This window comes from Streptomyces sp. NPDC054841 (assembly GCF_053611045.1).
This window is the reverse complement of the sequence record NZ_JBSGZO010000038.1, coordinates 1-22,010: the sequence shown is the minus strand read 5'-3', so window position 1 is coordinate 22,010 and position 22,010 is coordinate 1. Positions and strand designations below refer to the sequence as shown.

19 protein-coding genes are annotated in these 22,010 nt (G+C 69.7%); 17 read left to right on the top strand and 2 right to left on the bottom strand.

Translation table 11 applies throughout. The features are described from left to right. The first annotated feature begins 97 nt into the window (after positions 1-97). From ACWGI8_RS08455 to ACWGI8_RS08440, 4 genes are all read left to right on the top strand, one after another. A complete protein-coding gene (locus ACWGI8_RS08455; RefSeq protein ID WP_453659349.1) occupies positions 98-1,090 on the top strand; it encodes a sugar ABC transporter substrate-binding protein in 993 nt (330 codons plus the stop codon). Positions 1,091-1,197: 107 nt separating this feature from the next. Further along, positions 1,198-2,211 (top strand): sugar ABC transporter substrate-binding protein, encoded by a 1,014-nt coding sequence (locus ACWGI8_RS08450; protein WP_453659348.1) that lies wholly within the window; start codon positions 1,198-1,200, stop codon positions 2,209-2,211. Beyond that, the gene (locus tag ACWGI8_RS08445; RefSeq protein WP_453659347.1) at positions 2,208-3,266 is read left to right on the top strand and encodes an ABC transporter permease; all 1,059 of its coding nucleotides are present in this window, start codon (positions 2,208-2,210) and stop codon (positions 3,264-3,266) included. Before ACWGI8_RS08450 ends, ACWGI8_RS08445 begins: the two co-directional genes overlap by 4 nt. Before the next feature lie 20 nt (positions 3,267-3,286). Further along, entirely contained in the window at positions 3,287-4,102 is an 816-nt protein-coding gene (locus tag ACWGI8_RS08440) for an ATP-binding cassette domain-containing protein (protein ID WP_453659361.1), read from the top strand. Between the two features lie 132 nt (positions 4,103-4,234). Here ACWGI8_RS08440 and ACWGI8_RS08435 read toward each other — a convergent pair whose 3' ends face one another. After that, positions 4,235-5,161, bottom strand: coding sequence for a YhjD/YihY/BrkB family envelope integrity protein (locus ACWGI8_RS08435; protein ID WP_453659346.1), 927 nt, complete (start codon positions 5,159-5,161; stop codon positions 4,235-4,237). Positions 5,162-5,321: 160 nt separating this feature from the next. Here ACWGI8_RS08435 and ACWGI8_RS08430 point away from each other — a divergent pair, with 160 nt between their 5' ends. From ACWGI8_RS08430 to ACWGI8_RS08385, 10 genes are all read left to right on the top strand, one after another. Then, on the top strand, positions 5,322-6,035 hold the full coding sequence (locus ACWGI8_RS08430; RefSeq protein WP_453659345.1) for a GAP family protein: 714 nt from the start codon (positions 5,322-5,324) through the stop codon (positions 6,033-6,035). A gap of 178 nt (positions 6,036-6,213) precedes the next feature. Beyond that, the gene (locus ACWGI8_RS08425) at positions 6,214-6,672 is read left to right on the top strand and encodes a DUF6325 family protein (RefSeq protein ID WP_453659344.1); all 459 of its coding nucleotides are present in this window, start codon (positions 6,214-6,216) and stop codon (positions 6,670-6,672) included. 32 nt (positions 6,673-6,704) lie between these two features. After that, positions 6,705-7,007, top strand: a complete 303-nt coding sequence (locus ACWGI8_RS08420) for an SHOCT domain-containing protein (protein ID WP_453659343.1) — start codon at positions 6,705-6,707, stop codon at positions 7,005-7,007. Positions 7,008-7,018: 11 nt separating this feature from the next. Next, the gene (locus tag ACWGI8_RS08415) at positions 7,019-8,422 is read left to right on the top strand and encodes a chloride channel protein (protein WP_453659342.1); all 1,404 of its coding nucleotides are present in this window, start codon (positions 7,019-7,021) and stop codon (positions 8,420-8,422) included. An 8-nt stretch (positions 8,423-8,430) separates the two neighbouring features. Beyond that, complete coding sequence (locus ACWGI8_RS08410) at positions 8,431-9,345, top strand: cyclase family protein (protein ID WP_453659341.1); 915 nt, start codon at positions 8,431-8,433, stop codon at positions 9,343-9,345. A gap of 133 nt (positions 9,346-9,478) precedes the next feature. Then, positions 9,479-11,074, top strand: coding sequence for a GMC oxidoreductase (locus ACWGI8_RS08405; protein WP_453659340.1), 1,596 nt, complete (start codon positions 9,479-9,481; stop codon positions 11,072-11,074). A gap of 185 nt (positions 11,075-11,259) precedes the next feature. Beyond that, positions 11,260-12,054, top strand: coding sequence for an SDR family oxidoreductase (locus ACWGI8_RS08400; protein ID WP_453659360.1), 795 nt, complete (start codon positions 11,260-11,262; stop codon positions 12,052-12,054). 40 nt (positions 12,055-12,094) lie between these two features. Beyond that, entirely contained in the window at positions 12,095-13,606 is a 1,512-nt protein-coding gene (locus tag ACWGI8_RS08395) for a cytochrome ubiquinol oxidase subunit I (RefSeq protein ID WP_453659339.1), read from the top strand. Beyond that, positions 13,603-14,655, top strand: coding sequence for a cytochrome d ubiquinol oxidase subunit II (locus ACWGI8_RS08390; RefSeq protein WP_453659338.1), 1,053 nt, complete (start codon positions 13,603-13,605; stop codon positions 14,653-14,655). The genes ACWGI8_RS08395 and ACWGI8_RS08390 overlap by 4 nt, the downstream gene beginning before the upstream one ends. Before the next feature lie 14 nt (positions 14,656-14,669). Next, positions 14,670-16,445, top strand: a complete 1,776-nt coding sequence (locus ACWGI8_RS08385) for a cation:proton antiporter (RefSeq protein WP_453659359.1) — start codon at positions 14,670-14,672, stop codon at positions 16,443-16,445. 25 nt (positions 16,446-16,470) lie between these two features. Here ACWGI8_RS08385 and ACWGI8_RS08380 read toward each other — a convergent pair whose 3' ends face one another. Continuing rightward, positions 16,471-18,354, bottom strand: coding sequence for a glycoside hydrolase family 15 protein (locus ACWGI8_RS08380; protein WP_453659337.1), 1,884 nt, complete (start codon positions 18,352-18,354; stop codon positions 16,471-16,473). A gap of 205 nt (positions 18,355-18,559) precedes the next feature. Here ACWGI8_RS08380 and ACWGI8_RS08375 point away from each other — a divergent pair, with 205 nt between their 5' ends. The 3 genes from ACWGI8_RS08375 (at position 18,560) to ACWGI8_RS08365 (ending at position 21,732) form a co-directional block, all read left to right on the top strand. Then, on the top strand, positions 18,560-19,807 hold the full coding sequence (locus ACWGI8_RS08375; RefSeq protein ID WP_453659336.1) for a DUF2254 domain-containing protein: 1,248 nt from the start codon (positions 18,560-18,562) through the stop codon (positions 19,805-19,807). Positions 19,808-19,972: 165 nt separating this feature from the next. Next, positions 19,973-21,160, top strand: a complete 1,188-nt coding sequence (locus ACWGI8_RS08370; RefSeq protein WP_453659335.1) for an ROK family glucokinase — start codon at positions 19,973-19,975, stop codon at positions 21,158-21,160. Positions 21,161-21,222: 62 nt separating this feature from the next. Beyond that, positions 21,223-21,732, top strand: coding sequence for a hypothetical protein (locus ACWGI8_RS08365; protein ID WP_453659358.1), 510 nt, complete (start codon positions 21,223-21,225; stop codon positions 21,730-21,732). The last annotated feature ends 278 nt before the right edge of the window (positions 21,733-22,010 follow it).

The following is a 22,010-nucleotide window of genomic DNA, read 5'->3' as shown; positions in this document are numbered from 1 at the left end:
CGTAAGAATGTTCGGACAAAGTATTGACTGGTCGGTGTCGCCTCCGTAGAACGGACCCAGCCGCAATCGGGCGGCCGGGAGAGAAGGCGGATCCACCATGCGCACACCCCGCACGGCAGCAGTTCTGCTCGCCGCACTCGCACTTGCCGCGGCCGGATGCAGCGGCTCCGGCGGCAAGGGCGCCGAGGAGAAGCCGCAGGGCACCGGCGGCGGGAAGGCCGCCACGACCAAGCGGCTGAAGATCGCCATGGTGACCCACTCCGGCGAGGGCGACACGTTCTGGGACATCGTCCAGCGGGGCGCCAAGGACGCCGCGGCGAAGGACAACGTGGAGTTCCTCTACGCGGCGAACAAGGAGGGCAAGGAGCAGGCCCAGCTCGTCCAGACGTACATCGACCAGAAGGTCGACGGCATCGTCGTCACCCTCGCCAAGCCGGAAGCCGTCAGGGACGTCGTCAAGAAGGCCGTCGCGGCCGGGATACCCGTCGTCACCATCAACTCGGGCGGACAGTTCTCCGAGGCGGTCGGCGCGCTCAGCCACATCGGACAGGACGAGTCCGTGGCCGGCGAGGCCGTCGGCGAGGAACTCACCAGACGCGGAAAGAAGAAGGCGGTCTGCGTCATCCACGAGCAGGGCAACGTCTCACTCGAGGACCGCTGCGCCGGCGTGAAGAAGACCTTCAAGGGCACCGTCGAGAACCTCAACGTCGACGGCACCAACATGCCCGCCTCCACCTCCTCCATCGAGGCGAAACTGCAGAGCGGCAAGGACATCGACGCGATCGTCACGCTCGGCGCGCCGTTCGCCGCCGCCTCCGTCCAGGCCAAGCAGGGCGCCGCCTCGCAGGCCGAGATCGACACCTTCGACCTCAACGCCGAGGTCGTCAAGCGCCTCAAGGCCAAGGAGATCGGCTTCGCCGTCGACCAGCAGCCCTACCTCCAGGGCTATCTCGCCATCGACGAGCTGTGGCTGAACAAGACGAACGGCAATGTCATCGGCGGCGGCAAGCCGGTGCTCACCGGGCCCGCGCTGGTGACCGAGAAGGACGTCCCCGCCCTGGAGAAGCTCACGGCCGACGGCACGCGATGACGTACACCGTGACCTGTGCCATGTCACACCCGCCCGCCACCCCCGCGATCGTGCTCAGGGATACTTACCCCGGAGTACACCAGGCACAGCAAGAGGGGCACGGCGTCGTGGCAAGGGTTCGGACAGGGGTACGTGCGATCGGCGCGTTGCTGGCGGCGGTGCTCGGTGCCTCCCTGGCGGGGTGCAGCGCAACCGGCGGCAAACGCGCCGAGGACGCCAGGAAGGCGGCCGAGGCCGAGGGCCGCGCCGCGGTCGGCACGCCCCGCTGGACCTTCGCCATGGTCACCCACTCGGGAGACGGCGACACCTTCTGGGACATCGTCCAGCGCGGCTCCGAGCAGGCCTCCGTGAAGGACAACATCAACTTCCTGTACGCCCACAGCGACGACGCGCAGCAGCAGGCCCAGCTCGTCGACTCGTACATCGACAAGAAGGTCGACGGGCTGATCGTCACGCTCGCCAAGCCGGACGCGATGAAGGACGTCGTCACCAAGGCCACCCGGGCCGGAATCCCGGTGATCACCGTGAACTCCGGCTCCGAGCAGTCCAAGGCGTACGGCGCCCTGGCCCATATCGGCCAGGACGAGACGATCGCGGGCGAGGCCGTCGGTGACGAGCTCGACAAGCGCGGCAGGAAGAAAGCCCTGTGCGTGCTGCACGAGCAGGGCAACGTCGGCCATGAACAGCGCTGCGCCGGCGTGAAGAAGACCTTCGACGGGGATCTGCTGAACCTGTACGTCGACGGCACCAACATGCCCGACGTCCAGGCGTCCATCGAGGCCAAACTTCAGACCGACCGGTCCATCGACGCCGTGGTCACCCTCGGCGCGCCCTTCGCGGACGCCGCCGTCCAGGCCAGGCTGACCGCGGAGAGCAAGGCCGAGATCGACACCTTCGATCTGAACGCCAAGGTCGCCACCGCGCTCCAGGCCGGCCGGCTCGGCTTCGCCGTCGACCAGCAGCCCTACCTCCAGGGCTACGAGGCGGTGGATCTGCTGTGGCTCCACCGCTACAACGCCGATGTGCTCGGCGGCGGACGGCCCGTCCTCACCGGACCGCAGATCATCACCCAGAAGGACGCCGCCGAACTGCAGGACTACACGGAGCGGGGGACCCGATGACCGCGACCGCACCACCCGCACAGGACAGGACCGGCGCCGCCGACGAGCGGCTGCTGCACACCTCGCCGCTGAAGAAGCTGCTCGGACGCCCCGAACTGGGCTCCGTCGTCGGCGCGGCCGCCGTCTTCGTCTTCTTCTCGATCGTCGCCGACAGCTTTCTGCAGCCCTCCAGCATGAGCACCGTGCTGTACGCGGCGTCCACGATCGGCATCATGGCCGTCCCGGTCGCCCTGCTGATGATCGGCGGCGAGTTCGACCTCTCCGCCGGTGTGCTGGTGACCAGCTCCGCGCTGATCTCCTCGATGTTCAGCTATCAGATGACGGCGAACGTCTGGCTCGGCATCCTCGTGTCCCTGCTGGTCACCCTCGCGATCGGCGCCTTCAACGGCGTCATGCTGACCCGCACGAAACTGCCGAGCTTCATCATCACGCTCGGTACGTTCCTGATGCTGACCGGGCTGAACCTCGGCTTCACCAAACTCATCAGCGGCACGGTGTCGACGAAGACCATCGCCGACATGGAGGGCTTCTCCTCCGCCAAGAACCTGTTCGCCTCGCAGCTCACCATCGGCAACGTGGATCTCAAGGTCACCATTCTGTGGTGGATCGGACTGGTCGCGATCGCCACCTGGATCCTGCTGCGCACCCGCTTCGGCAACTGGATCTTCGCGGTGGGGGGCGGCTCCGGTGCGGCCCGCGCGGTCGGTGTCCCGGTGACGAAGACCAAGATCGGCCTGTACATGGGCGTGGCGTTCTGTGCCTGGATCTCCGGCCAGCATCTGCTGTTCTCGTTCGATGTCGTCCAGTCCGGCGAGGGCGTCGGCAACGAGCTGATCTACATCATCGCGGCCGTCATCGGCGGCTGCCTGATCACCGGCGGCTACGGCTCGGCGATCGGCTCCGCGGTCGGTGCCTTCATCTTCGGCATGACCAGCAAGGGCATCGTGTACGCGGAGTGGAACCCGGACTGGTTCAAGTTCTTCCTCGGAGCGATGCTCCTCCTGGCCACCCTGCTGAACGCATGGGTCCGCAAGCGCGCGGAGGCGAGTTCGTGAGCGAACAGAACGGAGGCGCGATGACGGACAAGGCGGCCCTCGTCGAGCTCGACGACGTCAGTAAGTACTACGGAAACATCCGTGCCCTCGAAGGCGTCTCCCTCGAGGTCCACGCGGGCGAGATCAGCTGTGTCCTCGGGGACAACGGCGCCGGAAAGTCCACCCTCATCAAGATCATCGCCGGACTGCACCAGCACGACGCGGGCACCTTGTCGATCGAGGGCGAGAAGACCACCCTCAGCTCTCCGCGCGAAGCCCTCGACCGGGGCATCGCCACGGTCTACCAGGACCTCGCCGTCGTGCCCCTGATGCCCGTCTGGCGGAACTTCTTCCTCGGCTCCGAGCCGACGAAGGGCAGCGGCCCCTTCAAGCGCCTCGACGTCGGGCTCATGCGCGAGACCACCCGCTCCGAGCTGCTGCGCATGGGCATCGACCTGCGCGACGTCGACCAGCCCATCGGCACCCTGTCCGGCGGCGAACGCCAGTGCGTGGCGATCGCCCGGGCCGTCTACTTCGGCGCCAAGGTGCTGGTCCTCGACGAGCCCACGGCGGCCCTCGGCGTCAAGCAGTCCGGCGTCGTGCTCAAGTACGTGGCGGCGGCGCGGGACGCCGGTCTCGGCGTGGTCCTGATCACCCACAACCCGCACCACGCCTATCTCGTCGGCGACCGGTTCGTCCTGCTCAAGCGAGGCACGATGTCCGGCAGCCACACCAAGCAGGAGATCACTCTCGACGAGCTCACCCGGCAGATGGCGGGCGGCAGCGAGCTCGACGACCTGCGCCACGAACTGCAGCGCGCCCCCGCGCCCAAGCACCTCGGCGGCCACGGCCAGTGACTGCCCGGCGGATCCTGTCGGATCCTGCCAGGCCCTGGGGCCTGTCTTGCATCTCAGGTCGGATCAGCCGGGTCAGGCCGGTGGTTCAGGTCGGATCGGCCGGATCAGCCGGGTACGCCGGATCAAGTTGGATCAGAGGCCAGGGCCCTGTCCGGGGACAGGGCCCTGCGGCCACGCCGCAGGGGTGCCGAGCCGGCGGGCCAGCCACGGCTCCCTCGCCAGTACGGCCCCCACCGTGATGCTGACGGCGATCGCCACGCAGAGCACGATCAGCCAGGACAGGAGAGTGAAGACCGACCCCACGGATCCGTATTCGGCAAGGCTCCGGTTGAGCGCGCGCGGCATGTAGTACCTGCTGCTCATCGACAGCACGGTCACGGCGACGCCGGTGATCACGGCGCCGGGCAGCAGCGGAAGCCAGCGGATGTGCCCGCCGAGCAGCAGGTGCTGGGTCCACCACCACAGCAGGGTCTGGGACAGCACCGTGACCGGAACGGCCAGCCAGAGGCCCAGGCCGAAACCGTCACGTACCGGAGCCTGCACGATCAGGACGGTCAGCCAGACGCCGATCCACGCCAGCCAGCGCCATGGTGCGATCTTGACGCCGGACCTCGGGAACTGCCAGGCACGCTTGCACAGCCGCTGCATCGCGCGGCTGCACGCGGTGGCGGACAGCAGCACCATCAGCGCGCCGATCACGCCGGTCGCCTCGCGCAGGTTCCCGCTGGTGCCCTGGTACACCTGCTTCAGCTGCGCCTCGGACGCGCCGGTGAGCCCGAAGACCGCCTTCGCGGAACTGACCAGCTGGTGCCGTACCCCCTGAGGGGCGAAGGAACCGACGACGAACAGCAGCGGGACGGCGGTCAGAAAGCACTGCGCGGCCAGCCGGGTCGCGGAGTCGAAGATGTTCACCGAGACCATACGGGCCGTCAGATGGGTCACGACGGGGAAGCGTTCCTCGGTGCGCGCTGCCAGCGACCGAACGTGAGTCCGCTGCGCGGCGAACTGTGCCGTCCACCATGACGTGCGGAGAAAGGCAGCCCGGTGCCGCGTCGTCATGCTGTCGCTCCTTCCCTGGGTCCAGGTTGTGGGACGCGGACCGCGTCGGCATCTCGGCGATCAGCGGCGGGGTGCCCTCCCGCAGGGGCGGTGTTCTGTTTGCGCGGCCCTGTCACCCGTGGCGACGATGGAGGGGTGAGACGCCGACGACGGGAGCGCCATGGTCCTTGACCTGCTCCTCATCGGCCTGGGCATCACCCTGGACCCGTTGCCCATCATGGCGCTCGTCCTGGTGCTGACGTCGCGCAAGGGGATCTGGAAAGGCCTGGTCTTCATCCTGGCCTGGCTCGCCTGCCTCGTCACGGTGATCGCCCTGGTCCTGCTGCTGACCGGCGGGACCCCTCCGGCGCCCAGGTCGCCGCCGTCCACGGCCGGTCTCGCGGTCAGGCTGGCCATCGGTGTGGGCCTAGTTCTCTACGGTGCTCACAGGCGGGGACGGCACGGTGCGCCGCCCCCCAAGCACCGGGCCGGACAACACCCCGACAAGCATCCTGACGAGCACCCCGACAAGCGTCCTGACGAGCAGTCCTCGGCGATGTCCGAACGGTTGGACCAGGCATCCATGTGGTCCGTGGCGGGTCTCGGGGTCTTCTTGCAGCCGTGGGGCCTGGTCGCCGCTGCCGCCACCGTCGTCCTCGAAGCCGATCTGTCCCATCTCGAGTCGTATCTGGCCCTGCTCGGGTTCACCGTGCTCGCCACTTCCAGCCTGCTCGCGGCCGAGTTGTACATGGTGTTCGCACCCAAGGCGGCGGGGGCCAGACTGAAGGCCCTGCGCGACTGGCTGGAGCGGCACGAGGAGCCTGCGATTGTCTTCGGCTGTCTGCTGCTCGGGCTGTGGCTCACCGCCAACAGCCTCTACCAGCTGACCAGTTGAATGCCGCGCTCCGCACCGGGCGCGCTCGCGCCGCACCCGCCGGGCAGGCCACCGCACCGAAATGCGAAGCATCCGACCGAGTGCTGGAATGGCATACAGGGACTCGCGCGCCCGGGACCGGGCCGCACCGTGGCCACCGAGCCGCCCCGTACCGCTGATGCGCTTGCAAGGAGTGGCCATGAGCGAGGACTTCGAAGACATGGGACCCGTCGACTACCTGGTCCTGGAGTTTCCCGGCAACCGCATGACGGGCGAGGCCTTTCCCCTGCTCGTCGACCTGGTCGACCGCCGTATCATCCGCATCCTCGACCTCACTTTCGTCCGCAAGGACACCGACGGTTCGGTCACGGTCCTGGAGCTGTCCGAGGTGGACGGTGAGCTGGACCTGACCGTCTTCGAGGGCGTGTCCTCGGGGCTGCTCGGCGAGGACGACATCGAGGAGGCCGGGGCCGCCATCGAACCCGGCAACTCCGCCGCGGTCCTGATCTACGAGAACCTGTGGGCCGCCCCCGTGGCCCGGGCCCTGCGGCGCGGTGGTGCGCAGATGGTGGCGGGAGGGCGGATTCCCGTCCAGGCGCTGCTCGCCTCGCTGGACGCCGTCGAGGGGGAGCCGGACGAGGGCTCTCCGGCGGCCTGAACTCTCAGAGGGACTCTCGGAGGGAGACGAAGATGCCTGGACTCATCCGCGGCGTCGCCCGCACCGCCGTCGTCGCCGGAACCGCCTCAGCGGTGTCCGGCCGCGTGAGGCGCCGGCAGGAGGGCCGGTGGGCGCAGCAGGATTACGAGCAGCAACAACAGCAACAGCAGCAGGCAGCGGCTCCGAGCCCCCCGCAGGCCGCGCCACCGCCGATGCCGCCCGACGACGAAATGGGCAACAAGATCGACAAGCTCAAGGAGCTCGGTGAGCTGAAGGCTCAGGGGATTCTCACCGAAGAGGAGTTCGCGGCCGAGAAGCGGAAGGTTCTCGGCTGAGGACTCCCCCCATGACACAGCCCGAGCCGGAGCCGCGGCCGCGAGCTGCCGCCTCGTCCGAAGTCGCAGCTCAGCCGGAGGAGGCGGACCGGCTGCGTGAGCTGCTGCGCAGCCGCGCCTATCGCAGGGCGCTCGTGCTCTGCGCCCTCATCGGCATCCCGGTGTCGCTCGTCGCGTTCTGGTTCCTCGTCGCGCTGCACCAGCTCGAACACCTGATGTGGGCGCACCTGCCGGAAGCACTGGGGCTGGGCACCCCGCCCTGGTGGTGGCCGCTGGTGCTGCTGCCGGTCGCCGGCCTCGTCGTCAGCCTGGTCGTCACCCGCCTGCCCGGCGCGGGCGGCCATGTCCCCGCGAACGGGCTGCATTCCGGCGGCGCCACGGCGAAGGCGCTGCCCGGAGTGATCATCGCGGCACTCGCGAGCCTGCCGCTGGGTGCGACACTGGGCCCGGAAGCGCCCCTGATCGCCCTCGGCGGAGGCCTCGCCCTGCTGTTCCGCGACCTCGCGCGGTCACCCGCGACCCGGCAGAGCACGGCGCTCCTGGGCGCGGCCGGCGCCGCGTCGGCCATCTCGGCGATCTTCGGCAACCCGCTGATCGCCGCGGTGATGCTCATGGAGGTCGCCGGGGTGGGTGGCCCGCAGCTGTTCGCGGTCATGCTGCCCGCCCTGCTCGCCAGCGGGGTGGGGTCCCTGGTCTTCGTCGGCTTCGACCGCTGGACCGGGCTCGAGACCGGCAGCCTCACCCTGAAACTGTCCGGGCCGCTCCCGCACCTGGACACCGGAGACGTGGTGTGGACCCTGCTGATGGCCGTCGCCGTCGCCGTTCTCGTGCACCTGGTCTTTTCGGGCGGACGGCTGGCGGCCGCCGCCGTGGCGCGACGCCCCCTCGCGGCCACGGTGCTCTGCGCACTGAGCGCCGGAGTCTGCGCGGCCCTGTACACGGTGATAACCGACCGCTCACCCGCGGATGTCGCCTCCTCGGGCCAGGCCACCATGGCTCAGCTGGCCGCCGATCCGCAGGCCTGGGGCGTTGGGGCACTGGTCGCCGTCCTGGCCTTCAAGGGCGTCGCCTACTCCCTCTGCCTGGGCAGTCTGCGCGGTGGCCCCATCTTCCCCGCCCTGTTCCTCGGCGCCGCGACGGGCGTCCTGCTGGCGCCCCTGCCGGGCCTGGGTGTCATTCCGGGCATGGCCGGTGGCATGGCGGCGGCATCGGCAGCCGCACTCCGGCTGCCGGTCAGCAGCGTGGTGCTCGTGGTGCTGCTGCTCGGCAGCTCCGCCATGATCCCCGTGGTGATCCTCGCGGCCGTGGTCGCCTTCGTCACCGTCCAACTGCTGCCGCCCGGCCCCGGCATCCCCGCGGCCGGTGAGTCGAAGCAGCAGGCCAGGTCCGTAGCGCCGGAAACCCGGGCCCCATGAGCGCCCGCATGACGCCAGAGGCGTTCCGGGCCCTGTACGCGCGGCTGCGGGCGGAGGCACAGCACGGCCCGGACGACCGGCTCGGCGCGCTGAACCACCTCACCCCGGAACGGGTGGTGGCTGCGGCCGCCGAGGTGAGATCCGGGCGAACGGTGTCCCTCGCCGCACCTGTGGAGACCCGGCCCGGCCCGGACAATCCGGACCCCGCGGCCCACCGGATGACCGGCCCCGACCCGCGCGACATCGGCGCGGCCGGGCTGTTCTTCGCCCGTGACCGGTTCGCCATGAACGTGCACGGGGACGCGGACAGCCATCTCGACGCACTGTGCCATGTCATGTATGACGGCGAGCTCTACAACGGCGTACCGGCGAGCAGCGTGACTCCCGACGGCGCCACGGCTCTGTCCGTCGACGTCGTCCGGGACGGCATCGTGGGCCGCGGGGTGCTCCTGGACATCCCCCGGCTGCGAGGCGTGCCCTGGCTGGAGCCCGGCGACCATGTCACGGCGGACGACCTGGTCGCGGCCGAGACCGGTCAGGACGTGCACGTCGGTGCGGGGGATCTGCTCCTCGTCCGCGTGGGCCATCGGCGCCGGCGCCGGGAGACCGGGCCCTGGAAGGCCGCGGAGGCCCGGGCCGGTCTGCATCCGGAGGCGGTGGAGTTCCTGGCCGAACGGCGCGTCGCGGTGCTGGGTGGCGACGGCAACAACGACACGGCCCCGAGCGGAGTGGAAGGAGTCGCCTTCCCCGTCCACGTACTGACCATTCATGCGATGGGGCTGCACCTCATGGACTATCTGCAGTTCGAGGAGCTGGCCCCGGCCTGTGAACAGGAGGGCCGCTGGAGTTTCCTCTGTGTGGTCGCGCCGCTGCGGCTCCCGGCGGCCACCGGGTCCCCGGTGAACCCGATCGCCGTGCTGTGACGGTGCCGCACAGCGCGGGCCGTGCAGCGCAGGCCGCAATGCGCAAACGGCGGCCCGGTCGCAGTGCCCCAGTTCCACCGATATGTTCGGTTATGTTCGGTCTATAGGCCAGAACCGCGAGGATGTGGCTGTGATGAGCGATTCCCCCTACTACGACGTCATCATCATCGGCACCGGCGCGGGCGGGGGTACGCTCGCCCACCGCATCGCCCCATCGGGCAAACGCGTACTCCTGCTCGAACGCGGCGACTACCTGCCCCGCGAGCGGGACAACTGGGACTCCACGGCCGTCTTCGTCAAGGGCAAGTACCGCGCCCCCGAGTTCTGGTTCGACAAGCACGGCAACAGCTTCCCGCCCGAGGTCAACTACTACGTCGGCGGCAACACCAAGTTCTACGGCGCCGCCCTGTTCCGGCTGCGCCCGCAGGACTTCGGCGAGCTGCGCCACCACGGCGGCATGTCCCCCGCCTGGCCGATCCGCTACGACGACCTGGAGCCCTACTACACCCAGGCCGAGCGCCTCTATCTCGTACACGGCCGGCACGGGGAGGATCCCTGTGAGGGCCCGGCGAGCGAGCAGTACGCGTACCCGCCGGTCGAACACGAGCCGCGCATCCAGCAGTTGAGCGACGACCTCGAAAAGCGCGGGCTGCACCCCTTCCATCTGCCCATCGGGGTCAATCTGCAGCAGGACGACCAGGGCCGGGCCACCCACTCCAGCGCCTGCATCCGCTGCAACCGGGTCGACGGCTTCCCCTGCCTGGTGCGCGGCAAGTCCGACGCACAGGTGATCTGTGTCGAACCGGCACTGGAGCACCCCAATGTCGATTTGATCACCAACGCCCATGTGGTCCGCCTGGAGACCGACCCCACCGGACGCAGCGTCAGCACTGTCGTCGCCCAGCTCGGCGGCAGCGACGGTGACGGATCACCGGCCCGCTTCTCCGCCGATGTCGTCGTCGTCGCGTGCGGCGCCGTCAACTCCGCGGTCCTGTTGCTGGCATCGGCCAACGACCGGCATCCGAACGGACTGGCCAACAGCTCGGACGTCGTCGGCCGGCACTACATGCGGCACAACAACCTGGCGCTCATGGCCGTGTCCAAGGAGCCCAACAACACCCAGTTCCAGAAGACCCTCGCCCTGAACGACTGGTACTTCGGAGCCGACGACTGGGACTATCCGCTCGGCGGCATCCAGATGCTCGGCAAGTCGGACGCCGAGCAGATCCACGGCGAAGCCCCGCGCTGGGCCGGGGCCGTGACACCGGACATGCCCTTCGAGGTGCTCGCCCACCACGCCGTCGACTTCTGGCTGTGCGGAGAGGACCTTCCCGATCCGGAGAACCGGGTCACCCTGGACCAGGAAGGCGGCATCCATCTGGCCCTCGACGAGAAGAACAACATCACCGGGCTGAACAAGCTGCGGCACAAGCTGCAGAGCATGCTGGGCCACCTGGGCATGCAGGAGCACCATCTGCTGTCGCACAGCATCTACCTGCACAAGGGCATGCCCATCGGCGCGACCGCCCACCAGGCCGGCACCGTGCGCTTCGGCAACGACCCGCGCAGCTCGGCCCTGGACGTCAACTGCAAGGCCCATGACCTCGACAACCTCTACGTCGTCGACACGAGCTTCTTCCCGAGCATCGGGGCGGTCAACCCGTCCTTGACCGCCATCGCCAACGCCCTCCGCGTCGGGGACCACATCGTGGAACGTCTGCGCGGCTGACCCGACCGGGGGAACATCGACCACCCAACGGCCCAACGCGCGTGGGCTGGGCCGTCCGCCTCCGCCTGCGGGTGGTTCCGTGGCGCGCGGGACCGATCGCTGCCGCGGCGGCCCGGGGCCCCGGTACGTATCCAGGAGGCATCGTGAACACCCACGCCGGTGCGGCACAGCCCGCGATCCCACCGCTGCTGAAGGGACAGAAAGCGCTGGTGACCGGAGCCAACTCCGGTATCGGCAAGGCGACGGCGATCGGCCTGGGCCGGGCGGGTGCCGATGTGGTCGTGAACTATGTGGCCGGCAAGGAAGCCGCCGAACAGGTCGTCGAGGAGATCCAGGCCCTCGGGGTGCGCGCCGCCGCCTACGAGGCGGATGTGTCGCAGGAGGACCAGGTCGTCGGCATGGTCGACCGGATGGTCAAGGAGTTCGGGACGATCGACATCATGGTGGCCAACGCGGGTCTCCAGCGCGACGCCCCGGTCACCGAGATGACGCTCGCCCAGTGGCAGAAGGTCATCGACGTCAACCTCACCGGCCAGTTCCTCTGCGCCCGGGAGGCGACCAAGGAGTTCCTGCGGCGCGGTGTCGTCCCCGAGGTGTCACGCTCCGCCGGGAAGATCATCTGCATGAGTTCGGTCCACCAGGTCATCCCCTGGGCGGGCCACGTCAACTACGCCTCCTCCAAGGGCGGCGTACAGATGATGATGGAGACGCTGGCCCAGGAACTCGCCCCGAAGAAGATCAGGGTGAACGCGATCGGGCCGGGTGCCATCAAGACCCCGATCAACACGAGCGCCTGGGACACCCCCGAAGCCGAGAAGGACCTGCTGCGGCTCATTCCGTACGCCCGCGTCGGAGAGCCCGAGGACATCGCCCAGGCCGCCGTCGTCCTTGCCTCGGACCTCATGGACTACGTGGTGGGCGTCACCCTCTTCGTGGACGGAGGCATGACGCTCTTCCCCGGATTCGCCACGGGCGGATGACGCGCGCCCGTACCGAAGGGCCCGACCACCGAAGGCACGCATGCACAACCCGGTCCACCTGCTCGCGGACGCCCACCTCCTGGCGGACGCACCCGCCCAGATGCTCCCGGCCAGGGAGCTCATGGCGTTCACCCTGGCCTCCCACATCATCCTGGTGCCGATGGGGGTGGCGTTTCCGCTGATCACCCTGATCATGCACTATCGCGGACTGCGCAGGAGCGATCCCGTCGCCCTGCTCCTCGCCCGCCGCTGGTCGGCGGTCATGGCGATCCAGTTCGCCGTCGGAGTGGTGACCGGCACGGTCCTCTCCTTCGAGTTCGGTCTGCTCTGGCCGGGCCTGATGGGCAAGTGGGGTGATGTCTTCGGCATCGGATTCGGCGTCGAGGCCTGGGCGTTCTTCCTCGAAGCCGTCCTCATCGCGATCTACCTCTACGGCTGGCGCAGGCTGAAGCCGCGGACCCACTTCCTGCTCGGCCTGCCGCTGCCCGCGGCCGCGCTGCTCGGGGCGTTCGGCATCCTCGCGGCCAACTCATGGATGAACACCCCCCAGGGCTTCACGCTCGACTCCGCCGGCAACCCCGTCGACGTCGACATCTGGAAAGCGATCTTCACCCCGATGTTCGGGCCGCAGTACTGGCACTTCGTCGTGGCGATGCTCGTGACGGCCGGATACGTCGTCGCGGGCGTCTACGCGGTCGGCCGGCTCCGGGGCCGCAGGGACCGCTACCACCGGCTCGGATTCACCGTCCCCTTCACGCTCGCCGCCGTGTTCACCCCGGTCCAGTTCATGCTCGGCGACTCCATCGCCCGCTCCGTCTTCCACAAGCAGCCCGTGAAGTTCGCCGCGATGGAGATCGTCTGGGAGACCGACACCCATGTGCCGGAGTACCTGTTCGGCCGCCTCCACCCGGACGGCACCATCTCCGGCGGCATCAAGATCCCCCAACTCGACTCCATCCTGGCCGGATTCAGGGCCGACACCAAGGTCACGGGACTCACGTCCGTCCCGGCGTCCGACCGCCCGACGGCCACCCAGGCGACCATCGCCCACTGGGCCTTCGACATCATGGTCGTCATCGGCTCCCTGCTGGTGCTTCTCGCCCTCTGGTACGGCTTCGTGTGGTGGCGACGGCGCAAGCTCCCCGAACCCCAGCGGCTCCCCGAATCCCGCTGGTTCTACCGCGGCGCGGCATGCGCCGGAGTCGCCTCGGTCGTCGCCGTCGAATGCGGCTGGATCGCGACCGAAGTGGGACGGCAGCCCTGGATCGTCTACCAGAACATGCGGGTCGCCGAAGCGGTGACGGCGACCAGATCCAGCAGCCTCTGGATCATGTTCGGCCTGGTGATCGTCGTGTACGTCTTCATCTTCGGCTCGTTGCTCGCGGTGCTGCTGAAGATGCGGACCCGCTGGCGGCTCGCCGACGCCGGGCAGCCGGCCGAGGGGCCGGAGACCGACACCCCCTACGGCCCGCGCTCCCGGCCCTCGTCCGGCGAGGAGCCGGCAGCCCGGGCCGCCGGACGGCCAGGACCGGGTAAGGACGGCCCGTCATGACGACTGCGAGCATCATCGCCTTCGTACTGCTGCTCGCGGTGGCCGCGTACGCCTGCGCCGGCGGCACCGACTACGGAGCCGGTTTCTGGGACCTGTTCGCCGGTGGCGCGGAGCGCGGAAAGCGGCCCCGGCGGCTGATCGACCACGCCATGGCACCCGTCTGGGAGGTCAACAACGTCTGGCTGATCTTCATCTTCATCATCATGTGGACCGGGTTCCCCGTCCTGTTCGAGACGGTCTTCTCGGCGATGTGGCTGCCGCTGGCCCTCGCCGCTGTCGGCCTGGTCCTGCGCGGCGCAGGGTTCGCGCTGCGCAAGCCCGCCCGGCGGCTGGCCCGACGACGTGTCTACGGCGCGGTGTTCGCCATCGCCTCGCTGCTCACCCCGTTCTTCCTCGGCGCGGCCGTCGGCGGTATCGCCTCCGGACGGGTGGCGCCGGGCACCGGCGCCTCGGCGGACGCCTGGGCCAACCCCACCGCCGTCCTCTTCGGGCTCGTCACCGTCGCCGCCACCGCCTTCCTCGGAGCGGTGTTCCTCACCTCCGACGCCGCACGCTTCGACGCACCCGATCTCGTCGGCTACTTCCGGCGCCGCGCCCTCGCCGCCCTCGCGGTCGTGGCGCTGCTCGGCCTGTGCGCGCTCGCCGTCACCCGCGGCGACGCCCCCCATGTCTGGCACGGACTCACCCATGGCGCGGGCCTCGCCTTCGTCATCGTGGCCGCCGTGTGCGCCCTTGCCACCGCCTGGCTGTTGCTGCGGGCCGACGGGATGTGGTCCCGTGCCGCGGCGGTCGGCGTCGTCGCGGCGGCCGTCATCGCCTGGGGGCTCGCCCAGCGCCCGTACCTCATCCCGACGTCCCTGACCGTCTCCGAGGCCGCGGGCGACCCCACGTCGCTGACCTGGCTCGCATTCGTCACACTCGTCGCGGCGATCCTCGTCCTCCCCGCCGTCTTCCTGCTCTACTGGCTGGACACCCACGGCGAGCTGGAATCCCTCACCGACGCGGACCTGCGGGAGAGCGGGCCCGGAAGCCCGGCCGACGGAGACTGACGGGACAAGCCGTGCTGACCCCCGACGAGTTCCTGCTGGGCATCGCACTGACCGTGCTGCTCGCCGTCGGCTCGCAGATCCTGGCGAGCCGGCTGCGCATTCCCGCCCTGATCGTGCTCCTGCCGGCCGGCTTCACCGCGGGTGCCCTGACCGACGTCATCCACCCGGACGAGCTGATCGGGCCGAACTTCTCGTCCTTGGTCTCCCTCTCCGTGGCGTTGATCCTTTACGACGCGGGCCTCGACCTCGATCTGCGTCATCTCAGGGGCGGTACCCGATCGGTGGTGCTCCGACTGCTGCTGCTGGGGGTGCTGATCACCTCGGGGGCGGTCATGGCCGCCGGCCCCGCGCTGTTCGGCGTCCCGCTCGCCGCGGCCACGATGCTCGGCGTGATTCTCGTCGTGTCGGGACCGACCGTCGTGGGTCCGCTCCTCGAACACGTCCGGCCATCGGAGCGGGTGAGGCGCATCCTGGTCTGGGAGGGATCGCTGATCGACCCGGTGGGCGGCATCCTCGGGGCGCTCGTCTTCCACGGGATCCTGGCCGGCGGCTTCCAGGTGGGCCAGGGCTTCCGGTTCGGCGAGTTCATCGTCAGCACGGTCATCGGCCTGGCGGGCGGCGTGGTGGGGGCCGCGCTCCTGTGGTTCGCCCTGCACGTCCTCCGGCTCGGCGAAACACTGGGCACACTGGCCCAACTGGCCACCGTCGTCGCGGTGTCTGCGGGCTGCGACGTCCTGCGTGACGACACGGGCCTCATCGCCGCGATCGTCGCCGGAACGGCGGTCGCCAACCTCCCCGGCCTCGAACTGCCCGCCCGGCGGCCCTTCTTCGAGGCCCTGGTCCAGCTGATCATCGGTCTGCTGTTCATCTCCATCTCGGCCGGCGTCCCTCCGTCGTCCGTGACTCCCGTCCTCCTGCCCGCCGCAGGGCTCATCGCCCTGCTCGTCCTGGCGGTACGGCCGCTCATCGCCTGGCTCTCCACTCACAGGGCGGGACTGTCCGGAGGGGAGCGGGCGTTCATCGGCTGGATGGCCCCGCGCGGCATCGTGGCCGCCGCCACTGCCTCGACCTTCTCCGCCGACCTGGCCGACAAGGGGCTGGCCGGTGCGTCCGAGATCCTTCCGATCACGTTCCTGGTCATCGTCGGAACGGTCCTGCTGTACGGGCTGACCGCCGGGCCGGTCGCCGGGCGGCTCGGGGTCGTCCGGTCGGCGCGCACCAGGCCGCTTCTGGTGGGCGGTGAGCCCTGGGTCATCGATCTCGGGCGCTGTCTGCACTCCGCCGGGCTCGACGTGCTGATGTGGGCGGGGTCCGACGAACAGCGCGAGCGCATCAGGCAGGCCGGCATCGAAACGGCCCCGGGCGAACTCCTGGCGACCGTCACCGACCCCGGGGCGCGGCTCGAAGGGGTCACCGCGCTCCTGCTGCTCACCGACGACGACGACTTCAACGCCCTGGTCTCGGTCGTGGTGCGCGACAGCGTCGACGGCCCGGTGTACCGGGTCGCTCCCCCGGAGGACAGCCCCGGTGCCGTCGCCACCCGCACCGGCCGGGACATCCTCTTCGGGCGGGACCTCGTCCGGCACACCCTGGCCGCCCGCTACGAGCAGGGCGCGCGCTTCGTGCTCGGGGCGCCGGGCGACGCCCCGCCGCCGGGGCACGACCTGCTGTTCGTGGTACGGGGCGACGGGCGCCTCGACCCCGTCACCGAGGCCGGGGCACCCGTCCCGGGCACGGCCGACAGGGCCGTACTCCTCGGTCCCGGGACGGCCGGGACAAGTGAGTCGTGAGCGGACGGGAGGAACCGCCGGCAGCTCACGCCGCGTCGGTGGGCGCAGCCGGCGAGGTTCTTCCGCGTGCCCGGTTCAGGGCCGCGTCCAGGGTGAGGGCCGTATCGATGAAGGCGAGATGGGTGAAGGCCTGCGGGAAGTTGCCGAGCTGGCGTCCGGTCAGGTCGATCTCCTCGGAGTACAGGCCCAGATGATTGGCGTACGTCAGCATCTTCTCCAGCACGAGCCGCGACTGGTCCAGCCTCCCCGCCCGCGCGAGGGCGTCGACGTAGATGAACGTGCACAGGGAGAAGGTGCCTTCGGAGCCGCGCAGACCGTCGGGTGAGGCCTCCGGGTTGTAGCGGTAGACCAGACTGTCGGACACCAGCTCCCGGTCCATCGCGTTCAGGGTCGAGGTCCACATCGGATCGTTCGGGGTGATGAAGCCCACGGTGGACATCCGCAGCAGTGACGAGTCGAGCACCTCGCTGCCGTAGTGCTGTACGAACGCCTTGCGCTTGGCGTCCCAGCCGCGGTCATAGACCTGTTGGTAGATCTTGTCCCGCTCACCGCTCCAGCGCCCGTGAGCGGCCGGCCGGCCGCTCGCGGCGGCCAGCCGCAGCGCCCGGTCGAAGGCGACCCAGGACATCACCCGGCCGTAGGTGAAGTCCTGGCGCCCGCCGCGGGTCTCCCACAGGCCCTCCTCCGCCTGGTCCCAGTTGTCACAGAGCCAGTCGACGATGGTGTGCAACGACTTCCACGCTCGGTAGCCCGTCTGAAGACCGCGTTCGTGGGCGAAGTAGATGCTGTCCATCGCCTCGCCGTAGATGTCGAGCTGGAGCTGGTCGGCCGCGCCGTTGCCGATGCGTACGGGGCTGGAGCCCTGATAGCCCTCCCAGTGGCCGAGGGTCTCCTCGACCAGGTCGGAGGAGCCGTCGACGCGGTACATGATGTTGAGCGGCCCGGTGCCGCCGGCGCTGCCCGCCGTCTCCTGGACCCGGTCGTGCAGCCAGACCATGAACGCGGTCGCCTCTTCGGTGAATCCGAGCCCCAGCAGGGCGTAGACGGAGAAGGAGGCATCGCGGATCCAGGTGAACCGGTAGTCCCAGTTCCGCTCGCCGCCCAACTGCTCGGGCAGTCCGGCGGTCGGCGCCGCCACGAGCGCGCCGCTCGGCGCGTACGTCATCAGCTTCAGCGTGATGGCCGAGCGCTCCACCGCCTCCCGCCAGCGGCCGGAGTAGCGGGACTGGGCGAGCCAGTCGCGCCAGTACCGGACCGTGTGGTCGAAGAGCTGCTGGAACTCGGCGTGCCCGATCTCCCGCGGCGGGCCGTCGGCGAAGGACTCGATGACGATTCCCCGCTCCTGACCGGCTTCCAGGGTCAGCTTGACGTGCACGTCACGGTCGCTGGTGACGTCGGTGACGAGCCGTACGTCCTCGGGCTCGCGGATGGCGTGGAGGGTCAGCTCCATGCCGTCCGCGACGAACACCGCCCCGTTCTCGGTGACATGCAGTTCGTGCGGGGCGCGGCCGTAGTCGAACCGCGGAACGATGTCGACGTCGAAGGTGATGCTGCCGCGGACGCATCGCAGCAGACGGACCAGTCGATGGCGATTCGTCGCCGTCGTGCCCGTCACCGGCATGAAGTCGAGGACCTCCCCGGCTCCGGCCTCGGTCATGAAGCGGGTGACGAGGACCGGTGTGTCGGGCAGGTACAACTGCTTGCTGGTGTACGTCTTGTCCGCCGGTGCGACCCTGAAGTACCCGCCCTTGCTGCGGTCCAGCAGCGCACCGAAAATGCTCGGCGAATCGAACCGTGGACAGCAGAACCAGTCGATGGTGCCGTGCGTGGTCACGAGCGCTGCGGTCTGCAGATCACCGATGAGACCGTGGTCCTCGATGAGGGGGTAGTCGAGCGGGTAATCGTTCATCGCGAACCCCTTTCGCCCCGGCCAGGCGGCCCGTGCCACTCCATCAGCTTAGACAGTCAATGCATTTCGGGCTCTTCGGGAGTTTCTGGATGATTCGTGTACATCGGGAAGCGGCCCTACGGTGGAGGAGAAAGCACCAGCTGACAACCCGGGGGCGCGAGCGATGATGTCCTGGGCGACGGCCTTCCGGCTGAGGCAGTACGCCATGGCAAGTCTGTGGATCGTTCCGCTGCTCGGCATTATTCTCGGCTTCCTCCTCGCGGACGCCACGGTGTGGCTCGACACCAGAGTGAAGGTGCCGCTGGAGTGGGAGTACTCCGCATCGACCGCGAGCAGCGTGCTCAGTTCGATCGTCGGCGCGATGGTCGCTCTCCTCGGGTTCGTCGTGACCATCGGCGTCCTCGTCGTCCAGCAGGCCACCGGAACGCTGTCACCGCGCTACATGCGTCTGTGGTACCGGGACCGGCTGCAGAAGGCGGTGCTCGCCACCTTCGCCGGAACGTTCGCCTTCGCCTTCTCGCTGCTGCGCCGCATCGAGACGGACTTCGTGCCCGATCTCGGTGTCACCCTGGCGGGAGCGGGCGTCGCCGCGAGTCTGCTGCTCCTCCTGATCTATCTCAACCGGTTCATCCACAATCTCAGACCCGTGGCCATCGCCGACCTGGTGTCACGGGCGGGACGACGGCTGATCGCCCGGGGGGAGACCCTGGCCGCCGGCGGAACGCTCCGGGCCGGGGCCCCGCCCGGACCGCTGCCCGGCGGCCCGGTGACCCCGGTCCGCAGCGAGCAGGGCGGCACGATCCAGGGCTTGAACGCAGGGCGGCTGAGAGCCGTCGCCGAGCGGCGCGACTGCGTGATCGTGCTCACCCAGCGGGTGGGCGACTCCGTACCCCCCGGCGCCACGCTGATGGAGGTCCACGGCGCGTCGCCGCCGGACCCCCGGCAGCTGACCGGGCTCGTCGCCCTGGGCGTCGAACGGACCATCGAACAGGACCCCGCCTTCGCCCTGCGCATCCTCGTCGACGTCGCGATCAGAGCGCTCTCGCCGGCCGTGAACGACCCCACGACAGCCGTCCAGGTGCTGAACCACATCGAGGCGCTCCTGCACACCCTCGGCGCGGCGTCGCTGCGCCGCCGCTACACCCTCTACGACCGCCGCGGTCTGCCCCGGCTGGTGGTCGCCGGCCGGGCCTGGGAGGACTTCCTCCAGCTGGCCCTCACCGAGATCCGCCAGTACGGCGCGACCTCCACGCAGGTCTGCCGACGGCTCCGGGCCCTGCTGAACGGCCTCCTCGACACCCTGCCCGAGCCGCATCTGGCCGCCGTGCGCACGGAGCTGAAGCTCCTGGACGAATCGGTGGAGCGGTCCTTCACCGACCCCGCCCTTCGGGCGACGGCGCTGACCCCCGACCCTCAGGGCATCGGGGGCGGGTCCGGCACCGCCCCGGCGTGAGGGCGGCCACAGCCCTCGGGACGCCCGCCCCGCGGGAGAAGCCTCCGGGACGCCCGCCCCGCGGCCGCGCAGGCCCGCGGGGCTGCCCGGATGGCACAATCGAGCACGGCGGGCGCCGTCCGCCTCCGGTGATCCGGACCGCCCTCCACATCCCGCAGGGACGCCTTGAGCACGTACCGCGACTTCGCACACCGGGGCTCCGCCCGCGCCACCGTACTGCGGACCGTCGGCACCCGTGAGCGGCGCTCGCACCTCACCGCCCCCCGCGTGCCGACCGTGGGCATCGACATCGGCGGTACGAAGGTGATGGCCGGTGTCGTCGACGCCGACGGCATCATCCTGGAGAAGGTCCGCACCGAGACACCCGACAAGTCCAAGAGCCCCAAGGTCGTCGAGGACACCATCGTCGAGCTGGTCCTGGACCTCTCCGACCGGCACGATGTGCACGCCGTGGGCATCGGCGCGGCCGGCTGGGTCGACGCCGACCGCTCCAAGGTCCTCTTCGCGCCGCATCTGGCCTGGCGCAACGAACCGCTGCGCGACTCGCTGCAGAACCGTCTCGCCGTCCCCGTCATGGTCGACAACGACGCCAACACCGCCGCCTGGGCCGAGTGGCGCTTCGGCGCGGGCCGCGGCGAGGACCATCTGGTCATGATCACGCTCGGCACCGGCATCGGCGGCGCGATCCTGGAGGACGGGCAGGTCAAGCGCGGCAAGTACGGCGTCGCCGGTGAATTCGGCCATATGCAGGTCGTGCCGGGCGGGCACCGCTGCCCCTGCGGCAACCGCGGCTGCTGGGAGCAGTACAGCTCCGGAAACGCCCTGGTCCGCGAGGCCCGCGAGCTGGCCGCCGCCGACTCGCCGGTCGCGTACAACATCATCGAGCGGGTCAAGGGCAACATCCCGGACATCACCGGCCCGCTGATCACCGAGCTGGCCCGTGAGGGCGACGCCATGTGCGTCGAGCTGCTCCAGGACATCGGCCAGTGGCTCGGCGTCGGCATCGCCAATCTCGCGGCAGCCCTCGATCCGTCCTGCTTCGTCATCGGCGGCGGGGTCAGTGCCGCCGACGATCTGCTGATCGGCCCCGCCCGGGACGCCTTCCGCCGCCATCTCACCGGCCGCGGCTACCGGCCGGAGGCCCGGATCGCGAAGGCACAGCTCGGCCCCGAGGCCGGTATGGTCGGCGCGGCCGACCTCGCCCGGCTCGTCGCCCGGCGGTTCCGGCGCGCCAATCGGCGCCGGGTCGAGCGCTACGAGAGATACGAGCGGTACGCCCAGGCCCTCCGTAACCCCGGAGGCAACGGCGACACCGGCAACACCACCCGCACCACCCCCCAGGACCCCTTGTGACCGTGCCCCGACAGTCCCCGCCCGTGGACGAGCCCGTACGTCCGCCCGAGGACCGGCGCCATATGATCCGCCGACGCTGGCTGACCGCGATCGTCATCGTGCTGCTCATCGGCGTCCCGGCCGGCTACCTGGTGATTTCCGCGGAGCAGAGCCGCGACAGCGGCCGGGACAAGGAGGCGGAGTCCTCGGCCACCGGACTGCGCGACAGCTGGCCCTCCAAGACGAAGCGCCGTGTCTTCGAGGTGCCGATCCCCACGAAGTCCACCGAGGTCGCGTACTACGAGACCAGCAACTGGAAGTCCAGCCGGCTGTACGTCAAGTTCCGCACCACGGCCGCCGGGCTCGACACCTTCCTCACGAGCGTCGGTACCAGCCGCGCCCATCTGAAGACCGGCGAGATCAGCATCGGCGAACGCGACGCCGAGACGGTCGGCTGGGTCTTCGGACCCGAGGCGGACTGGGCCGCGACCAGGCACAAGCAGCCCGATCCCCGGCCTTCCCAGGACATCACCGCCGATCTGACCGATCCGTCCTCGCCCATGGTGTTTGTCGTCTCGACCGCGACACCCTGATCCGGAACACGTGCCTCCGCTCGCTACTGTGGAGCGGGTGAGTGAGACGCAGACGCAGATGCCCCCGAAGGCCCTGCAGTACCGGATCGACGGTCCGGACGACGCACCCGTCCTCATCCTCGGGCCCTCGCTCGGCACCACCTGGCACAGGTAGTCTGATCCGTCTTTTGGCGTCCACCTGGTCGGGTCTATCAGGAATCAGGTGTAGTTCGTCTGTTTGGCCTATTGGTTCTTGGGCGGGCTGATCGGCCTACACTCGTCCGGCCGTAAGGCGGCCG